At 71.2% G+C, this 9,535-nt stretch carries 5 protein-coding genes; 4 read left to right on the forward strand and 1 reads right to left on the reverse strand.

All coding sequences use genetic code 11. From position 1 onward, the window contains the following. Positions 1-212 precede the first annotated feature (212 nt). The 4 genes from ACFV2J_RS13780 (at position 213) to ACFV2J_RS13795 (ending at position 6,331) form a co-directional block, all read left to right on the forward strand. Entirely contained in the window at positions 213-1,190 is a 978-nt protein-coding gene (locus tag ACFV2J_RS13780) for an NAD(P)-dependent alcohol dehydrogenase (protein WP_385097737.1), read from the forward strand. A 562-nt stretch (positions 1,191-1,752) separates the two neighbouring features. Next, complete coding sequence (locus ACFV2J_RS13785; protein ID WP_385438710.1) at positions 1,753-3,783, forward strand: M4 family metallopeptidase; 2,031 nt, start codon at positions 1,753-1,755, stop codon at positions 3,781-3,783. Positions 3,784-4,082: 299 nt separating this feature from the next. Next, positions 4,083-5,744 (forward strand): M4 family metallopeptidase, encoded by a 1,662-nt coding sequence (locus ACFV2J_RS13790; RefSeq protein ID WP_385094704.1) that lies wholly within the window; start codon positions 4,083-4,085, stop codon positions 5,742-5,744. Between the two features lie 68 nt (positions 5,745-5,812). Beyond that, positions 5,813-6,331 (forward strand): DUF1990 family protein, encoded by a 519-nt coding sequence (locus tag ACFV2J_RS13795; protein WP_385094702.1) that lies wholly within the window; start codon positions 5,813-5,815, stop codon positions 6,329-6,331. A 37-nt stretch (positions 6,332-6,368) separates the two neighbouring features. Here the strand turns inward: ACFV2J_RS13795 and ACFV2J_RS13800 are convergent, their stop codons facing one another. After that, positions 6,369-8,987, reverse strand: a complete 2,619-nt coding sequence (locus ACFV2J_RS13800) for a glycosyltransferase family 1 protein (RefSeq protein WP_385094699.1) — start codon at positions 8,985-8,987, stop codon at positions 6,369-6,371. Positions 8,988-9,535 lie beyond the last annotated feature (548 nt).

Here is a 9,535-nt window from a genome sequence, read left to right on the forward strand (position 1 = left end):
GGCGGCGGGGCTTTGGTCGGGCGACAAACCCCGGGGTGCGGGTCCCCGCGCACCCGACCCGGCCTGGCCGGGGGCCCCGGGACCCCTCCCCCGGGCCCCCGGCCCGATTCCCGTACCCCGCCCGCTCGGCTACCGTCGTGAGCGGTGGCGCCCGGCCGCCCGATGGACCCTTCGCACCGACCCCTCGCGTTCCCGTGTGTCACGGAGGCCCGATGAAGGCGATCGCCCAGGACCGGTACGGCTCTCCCGACGTGCTGGAGCTGAAGGAGTTCGACGAACCGGTGCCCGCCGCCGGTGAGGTTCTCGTGCGGGTGCGGGCGGTGTCCGTCAACGCGTACGACTGGCACCTCATGCGGGGCGATCCGTATCTGGCGCGGCTGTCGTTCGGCGTCCGCCGGCCGAGGACACCGGTCCGCGGCCGGGACTTCGCCGGACGGGTGGAGGCCGTCGGCCCGGAGGTGAAACGGCTGCGCCCCGGGGACGAGGTGTTCGGCGAGACCGACGGCGCGTTCGCCCAGTACGTGGCGGCCCCCCAGGACATGGTCGCCGTGAAGCCGGAAGGGCTCAGCTTCGAGCAGGCCGCCGCGCTGCCGCTCGCGGGGAACACCGCGCTCATCGGCCTGCGTGACCTGGGGAGCGTGAAGCCGGGGCAGCGGGTCCTGGTCAACGGCGCGTCGGGCGGGGTCGGGACCTTCGCCGTGCAGATCGCCAAGGCGTACGGCGCGGAGGTGACCGCCGTGTGCAGCACGCGGAACGTGGATCTGGTCCGCTCGCTCGGCGCGGACCACGTCGTCGACTACACCCGGGACGACTTCACCCGTGCGGGGATCCGTCACGACGTCGTGTTCGATCTCGTGGCGAACCGCTCGCTGACGGACCTGCGGCGCGCGCTCACGCCCACGGGAACGCTCCTGCTGTCGGGCGGCGGCGTGTCCGAGGGCGGCAGTCTCCTCGGACCGATGCGTCTCACCCTCAAGGGACAGGCACTGTCCCCCTTCGTCGGTCAGCGGCTGCTCACGTTCTTCGCCGCACCGAGCGGGGGGAACCTGGCCGTGCTGCGGGAGCTCGTCGAGTCCGGGAGGGTCACCCCGGTCGTCGACCGGACGTACGGATCGCTCGGCGAGGTGCCCGAGGCCATCCGGTACGTGGAGGCGGAACACGCCCGCGCGAAGGTCGTCGTCACGGTGTGACGGGGCCACGACGCCACCGCGGCGCGGACGACGCGCGCCGGGAGCCCGCCCCCGGCGCTCCCCCCTGCCAAGCCGACCACGGCCGCACGGGCAACGCCTTCACGGACACGACCGCACGGGCAACGGCTTCACGGACACGACCGCACGGGCAACGGCTTCACGGACATGACCGCACGAACGAGCCAATCCCTCTCAGGACGGGACCCTTCGTCACGTTCGTCACGGCGTCGTACGCGATCACGCCGACCACCGCGACGGAGCGGTCGCACCCGGCCCGGGTGCACAGAGACCAACGGGTTCGTATACCGAACATGACCAACCGGAGAACGAAACAATTCCGGCCAAGTTTTTGATGCGCTCCTGACAGGAGACGAGATCTCCTGCCACTCTTCCCACGGTCGCTCCACAGCAACCTCACAGCACCTCCGCCGTGCCGCGACCGAAGACCTTCGTGCAACTGGTACTGCGTACTGCCCTGTTCTGCCCGGACGGGTACCCACCGCCCGGATCCCCACTGGCCGCGCGAGCCGTGGCCACGCAGAAGGAGTCAGTGTTGAGCAGCATGTCCTCGCACAGACGCACCTCCCACACCGCCCGTCGCCGTGTCGCCGCCGTCGCCCTCGTCGGCGTCTCCGCCCTGCTGGCCGCCGCGGTCCAGTCGGGCGCCGCGAGCGCCGCCCCCCAGAAGCCGACCCCCGGCAAGGTCGACCCGGGCGCCGTCGCCCTGAGGCTCACCCCCTCGCAGCGCGCCGAGCTGATACGCGACGCCGACACCGCCAAGGCGGCCACCGCCAAGGACCTCGGTCTCGGCGCCAAGGAGTCACTGGTCGCCCGTGACGTCATCAAGGACGCGGACGGCACGGTCCACACCCGCTACGAGCGCACCTACGCGGGACTCCCGGTGCTCGGCGGCGACCTGGTCGTCGACACCGCCAAGTCCGGCCGCACGGAACGGGTCATCAAGGCGACCGGGGCCACGATCAAGGTCGCCTCGCTCACGCCGTCGGTCGCGGCCGGCACTGCGGAGCGGCAGGCCCTGACCGCCGCCAAGGCCGACGGGTCGAAGAAGACCGGCGCCGACCGCGCGCCCCGCAAGGTGATCTGGGCGGCGGACGGCAGGCCCACCCTGGCCTACGAGACGGTCGTCGGCGGCTTCCAGGACGACGGCACGCCGAACCAGCTGCACGTCATCACCGACGCGGCCACCGGCAAGAAGCTCTACGAGTACCAGGGCATCGAGACCGGCGTGGGCAACACGCAGTACAGCGGCCAGGTGACCCTGACGACGACGCAGTCGGGCTCCAACTACACGCTGACCGACGGCGCCCGCGGCGGCCACAAGACGTACAACCTCAACCGGGGGACGTCCGGCACCGGCACGCTGTTCTCGCAGACCAGCGACACCTGGGGCAACGGCACCATCTCCAACGCGGCGACGGCCGGCGCCGACGCGCACTACGGCGCCGCGGAGACCTGGGACTTCTACAAGAACACGTTCAACCGCAGCGGCATCAAGAACAACGGGGTGGGCGCCTACTCCCGCGTCCACTACGGCAACGCGTACGTCAACGCGTTCTGGGACGACAGCTGCTTCTGCATGACGTACGGCGACGGCTCCGGCAACGCGGACCCGCTGACCGCGCTGGACGTGGCCGGCCACGAGATGAGCCACGGTGTCACCTCCAACACCGCGGGCCTCAACTACACCGGTGAGTCCGGCGGTCTGAACGAGGCGACCTCCGACATCTTCGGAACCGGCGTGGAGTTCTACGCGGCGAACGCCTCCGACCCCGGTGACTACCTCATCGGCGAGAAGATCGACATCAACGGCGACGGCACGCCGCTGCGCTACATGGACAAGCCCAGCAAGGACGGCGGCTCCGCGGACAACTGGTCCTCCAGCGTCGGCGGCCTGGACGTCCACTACTCCTCGGGCGTCGCCAACCACTTCTTCTACCTGCTGTCCGAGGGCAGCGGCGCCAAGGTCATCAACGGCGTCAGCTACAACTCGCCGACCGGCGACGGCCTCCCCGTCACCGGCATCGGCCGCGACAAGGCCCTGCAGATCTGGTACCGGGCCCTCACCACCAAGTTCACCTCGACCACCAACTACGCGGCGGCCCGCACCGGCACGCTCGCGGCGGCGGGTGAGCTGTACGGCACCACCAGCGCCGAGTACACGGCGGTCCAGAACGCCTGGGCGGCCGTGAAGGTCGGCTCGCGCCCGGGCGGTGGCGGTGGCGGTACGTCGTTCGAGAACACGGCCGACGTATCAATTCCGGACAACGGAGCGGCGGTCACCTCCTCGGTCGCCGTCACCGGCCGCACCGGGAACGCCCCGTCGAACCTGCTGGTCGACGTGAACATCGTGCACACCTGGCGCGGTGACCTGGTCATCGATCTGGTGGCCCCGGACGGCTCGACCTACCGGCTGAAGAACTTCAGCTCGTCGGACTCCGCGGACAACGTCCAGGAGACGTACACGGTCAACGCCTCCTCCGAAGTCGCCAACGGCACCTGGAAGTTGAAGGTCCAGGACCAGGCGGCACAGGACACCGGCTACATCAACAGCTGGAAGCTGACCTTCCCGTAGACCGCGGGTGAACGCGCGCCGATGACAGGGCGCCGCCCCGGTGGTCCAACTCCCCGGGGCGGCGCCCTCTTTGCGTCGCCCGGAGTTTGCGTTTCCCTGTCTTTTACCCGTGATCGGGTCCGTATTACGTACAGCGATCTTCATCCAACGGACGCTTTTCGGCCAACATGCGCTTGCACTCCTGACATGTACGCGCCCTGGATGTCACTCTTCCACCGCACGGCTCACCCGCACCGCAACTTCACACCGTCCGGACGACCACCCCACGGCGCCCGGACGCCCCCACAGAAGGAGCTTGCGTGACTCCCCTCTACGCGCGTCACAAGCGCACCACTCTGGCCATCGCCACCGCTGTCGCCGCCGGAGCCCTGCTCACCACCGGTCTGACCACCGGTGCCTCCGCCCAGTCCGAGCCTCTCGCCGCGGCCGGCGGCGCGAAGCTCCCCGGCGCCACCGCGCAGCTCTCCACCGCCGCGCGCACCAGCCTGATCAAGCAGGCCGACGCGGCCGCGACCGAGACCGCCCAGCGGATAGGCCTCGGCGCCAAGGAGAAGCTGGTCGTCAGAGACGTCGTCAAGGACGTGGACGGCACGGTGCACACCCGCTACGAGCGCACGTACAACGGCCTCCCGGTCCTCGGCGGCGACCTGGTCGTCCACGAGTCCAAGGCCGGCCGGACCGAGGGCGTCACCAAGGCCGTGCAGACGGCCATCAAGGTCGCCTCGCTGAAGCCGCAGGTCACCACCGCGAAGGCGGAGAAGCAGGCGCTGACCGCCGCCAAGTCGGCCGGTTCCGCGCAGACCACGGCCGACCGTGCCCCCCGCAAGGTGATCTGGGCCGCCACCGGCAAGCCCACCCTCGCCTTCGAGACGGTCGTCGGCGGTCTCCAGGACGACGGCACCCCGAACGAGCTGCACGTCATCACCGACGCGGCCACCGGCAAGAAGCTCTACGAGTACCAGGGCATCGAGACCGGTACCGGCAAGAGCCTCTACTCGGGCACGGTCACGCTCAGCACCACCAAGTCGGGTACGACGTACAACCTGACGGACGGCACGCGCGGCGGCCACAAGACCTACAACCTCAAGCACGGCACGTCGGGCACCGGCACGCTGTTCACCGACGCCGACGACGTGTGGGGCACCGGCACCGCCTCCAGCTCCACCACCGACCAGACGGCCGCCGCGGACGCCGCCTACGGGGCCCAGGAGACCTGGGACTTCTACAAGAACACCTTCAACCGCAGCGGCATCAAGAACAACGGCGTGGGTGCCTACTCCCGGGTCCACTACGGCAGTTCGTACGTCAACGCGTTCTGGGACGACAGCTGCTTCTGCATGACGTACGGCGACGGCTCCGGGAACACCCACCCGCTGACCTCGCTGGACGTGGCCGGCCACGAGATGAGCCACGGTGTCACCTCCAACACCGCGGGCCTCAACTACTCCGGCGAGTCCGGCGGCCTGAACGAGGCCACCTCCGACATCTTCGGAACCGGCGTCGAGTTCTACGCGGCGAACTCCTCCGACCCCGGTGACTACCTCATCGGCGAGAAGATCAACATCAACGGCGACGGCACCCCGCTGCGCTACATGGACAAGCCCAGCAAGGACGGCGGCTCGGCGGACAGCTGGTCCTCCACGGTCGGCAACAAGGACGTGCACTACTCGTCCGGCGTCGCCAACCACTTCTTCTACCTCCTCGCGGAGGGCAGCGGCGCGAAGACCATCAACGGCGTCTCCTACAACTCGCCGACGTCCAACGGCTCCACGGTCACCGGCATCGGCCGCGCCAAGGCCCTGCAGATCTGGTACAAGGCGCTGACGACGTACATGACGTCGACGACGAACTACAAGGCCGCCCGCACGGCGACGCTCTCCGCGGCGTCCGCGCTGTACGGTTCCGGCTCCACGGAGTACACGACGGTGGCGGCGGCGTGGGCCGCGGTCAACGTGAACTAGTGATCCGCTAGGCGCTTGGGCGGTACCCGGGGAGCAGGCGGCTCCGGGTACCGCCCTACGCTGTCCCCATGGTCTCCCCGGACACTCCCTTCACCTACGAGGACGTGGGCGCGACGCGCGACGGCCGCTGCCCGCCGGGGTTCAGACCCCTCCACCTCCGCACCCGTATCGGCGAGGGCGAAGAGGTCTTCCGCGCCGCCTCCGAAGCCGTCATGACCTGGGCGATGCACCGCGCGATGGGCGCGACCGTGTCCGCCACCGCCGACAGGGCGGCCCCCGGCACCGACGTCACCGTCGGCGTCGGCCCGATCAAGGCACCCTGCCGGGTGGTCTGGACGGTCGAGGAGTACCGCCGCGCCGGCTGGGCGTACGGCACGCTGCCGGGCCACCCCGAGTCCGGTGAGGAGGCCTTCGTGGTCGACCGCACCGGCGACGGCACGGTCTGGCTGACCGTGACCGCCTTCAGCCGCGCGGCCAAGTGGTACACCCGCGCGGCCGGGCCGGCGGCCCGCGGCCTCCAGCACGCGTACGCGCGCCGCTGCGGTCTGGCCCTGCGCCGCCTGTGCGCGGGGCTCGACCCGGTCTGACGCCGGCGCGGGCCGCCGGGCCCCGGTGCGCCAGGACTCAGCGCATCAGGACCCCGGCCGCCTCCCCCACTCCCTCCGCGGGCACCGCGACGACCCCCACCTCGGCGCTCGACGCGAGCAGCCGGTGCGTGGGCAGGATGCGGACCGTGTAGCCGAAGGGTCCCGTGCGGTCGAGCGAGAGCGGGCCCTCGTACACCCACCGTCCCTCCGGGTCGGGGCCGCCCGCCGGTTTCAGCGGGACGCAGGTCGCGTCGGCGATGCGGTCCCCCGAGTCGACGCGCCCGGAGACCGCCTGCACCTCGACGTCGTCGGGGGCGAGATCGGCCAGCGCGACCCGGACGCGCAGGGTGAGGGTGGTTCCGAGTTCGGCCGTGGTCGTGGCGGCGGAGGCCTCCACGTGGTCGACCGCGACCCGGGGCCAGGCCGCCCGGACACGGGACTTCCAGGACGCCAGCTCACGGGCCGCGTCCGGCGAGAGCGCGCGGTGCGAACGGGCCGCGGGGGTGTACAGGCGCTCCACGTACTCGCGCACCATCCGTCCGGCCAGGACCTTCGGACCGAGGTGGGTCAGCGTCTGGCGGACCATCTCGATCCAGCGGTCCGGCAGACCGCCCTGGCCCCGCTCGTAGAAGCGGGGGGCGACGCGCTGCTCCAGCAGGTCGTACAGCGCGGCCGCCTCCAGGTCGTCGCGCCGGTCGTCATCGGTCGCCGTGCCGTCCGCGGTCGGGATCGCCCAGCCGAAGTCCGGCCGGAACCACTCGTCCCACCAGCCGTCCAGCACCGAGAGGTTGAGGCAGCCGTTGAGCGCCGCCTTCATCCCGCTCGTCCCGCACGCCTCCAGCGGGCGCAGCGGGTTGTTGAGCCAGATGTCGCAGCCCGGGTAGAGCTTCTGCGCCATCGCCATGCCGTAGTCCGGCAGGAACACGATGCGGTGGCGTACCCGCGGGTCGTCCGCGAACCGGACCAGTTCCTGGACCAGGCGCTTGCCACCGTCGTCCGCGGGGTGCGCCTTGCCCGCCACCACGATCTGGACCGGCCGCTCACCGTGCAGCAGCAGGTCCATCAGCCGGTCCCGGTCCCGCAGCATCAGCGTCAGCCGTTTGTACGAGGGGACGCGGCGCGCGAAGCCGATGGTCAGGACGTCGGGGTCGAGCACCCCGTCGATCCAGCCCAGTTCGGCCGTGCCGGCACCGCGCTGGCGCCAGGAGGCGTACAGCCGCTCGCGCACCTCCACCACCAGCTGTTCCCGCAGCACCCGGCGCAGATCCCAGATCTCCTGGTCGGCGATGTCCGCCACCGCGTCCCAGCGGTCGGAGCCGCCGACCGTGAGGGCGTCCTCGGTGCGCTGCGCGCCGATCTGGCGGGCGCCGAGCCGGAAGACCTCCGGCGCCACCCAGGTCGGGGCGTGGACGCCGTTGGTCACCGAGGTGATCGGGACCTCGTCCGCGTCGAATCCCGGCCACAGCCCGGAGAACATCTCCCGGCTGACGTGGCCGTGCAGCAGGGAGACGCCGTTCGCGCGCTGTCCCAGCCTGAGACCCATCACCGCCATGTTGAAGAGGTTCGGCTCGCCACCCGGATAGGTCTCCATGCCGAGGCCGAGGATCCGTTCGACGTCGATGGCCGGGAGTTCGGCGTCGGGGCCGAAGTGGTGGGCCACCAGTTCACGGTCGAAGCGGTCGATCCCGGCCGGGACGGGGGTGTGGGTGGTGAAGACCGTTCCGGCCCGCACCGCCTCCAGCGAGGCCTCGAAGTCGAGCCCCGTCTCGGCGAGTTCGGCGATCCGTTCCAGTCCGAGGAAGCCCGCGTGGCCCTCGTTGGTGTGGAACACCTCGGGCTGCGCGTGGCCGGTGAGGCGACAGTACGTCCGTACCGCGCGCACCCCGCCTATGCCGAGCAGCATCTCCTGGAGCAGCCGGTGTTCGCTGCCGCCGCCGTAGAGCCGGTCGGTGACCCCGCGCTCGCCGAGGTCGTTCTCCTCCACGTCGGAGTCGAGCATGAGCAGGGGCACCCGGCCGACCTGGGCCAGCCAGATCCGCGCCCGCAGCGCCCGTCCGCCGGGGAGGGCCAGGGCCACCTGGGCGGGGGTGCCGTCGATCTCGCGCAGCGGCACCAGCGGGAGTTCGTTCGGGTCCAGGAGCGGATAGTGCTCCTGCTGCCAGCCGTCCCGGGACAGGGTCTGCCGGAAGTAGCCGTGCCGGTAGAGCAGGCCGACCCCGATCAGGGGTACGCCGAGGTCGCTGGCGGCCTTCAGATGGTCGCCGGCGAGGATGCCGAGGCCCCCGGAGTACTGCGGGAGCGCCGCCGTGATGCCGAACTCGGGTGAGAAGTAGGCGATGGCGGCGGGGAGTTCGGACGACTGGGTCTGGTACCAGCGTTCGCCGGTCAGGTAGTCGCGCAGGTCGTCGGCGACCGCGGCGAGCCGGCGCAGGAAGCGGCGGTCCTCGGCGAGTTCCGCCAGGCGCCGGGGCGGCACGCCGCCCAGCAGCCGTACGGGGTCGCCGTCCGACGCGGACCAGTGCTCGGGGTCGACGGACTGGAAGAGGTCGCGGGTCTCGGCATGCCAGGACCAGCGCAGATTGCGCGCCAGGTCGCTGAGCGGGTGGAGGGCTTCGGGCAGTACGGGCCGGACGGTGAATCTGCGGATTGCCTTCACGAGTTCCACCTTCACGAAGGACGTAAACGGCAGGACGTACGCGGCTGAGGGACGCACGTCCTTGTGCGCCCTTCGTCATCCACGACGTTAGCGGCGAGAGTGCCTCCGCAACTACGGCGCACGGGGGAACTACGGCGTGCCGGGGCGGGGGTGTCCGGGCCCGGGCGTCCCCTTGACAAGGCCCCGGACATCACAGTGAATTCGGCGTGAACTCTCCGCAATCTCCACCTTTACCCCACGACTGATATGGCCGATTCCGCACTCATGGGCGGCCTTGTGGCGCTTCACACCGCACGAGAGGCTGCCAGGTGGCGTGCGGCGGACCGTGGTCCGCACCGGTCGGCCCGGTCCGCGCGCGCCGAGTCGAGGAGGGGAACTCACGTCATGGCACGGACGGGACAGTGGCGTCCGCACGGGGCAGGGGGCCTGGTCGCGGTCGTGGGGGGGGGGGGGGGGCCGGGCCGCCCCCGGGGCGGGGCCCCCCGCCCCGGGGGGGGGGCGGCGCGCGGCGCGGCGCCCCCGGTGCGGGGCGGCTACGCCAATCGGGG

It is taken from the genome of Streptomyces sp. NPDC059668 (assembly GCF_042734135.1).
Taxonomy (GTDB): Bacteria; Actinomycetota; Actinomycetes; order Streptomycetales; family Streptomycetaceae; genus Streptomyces.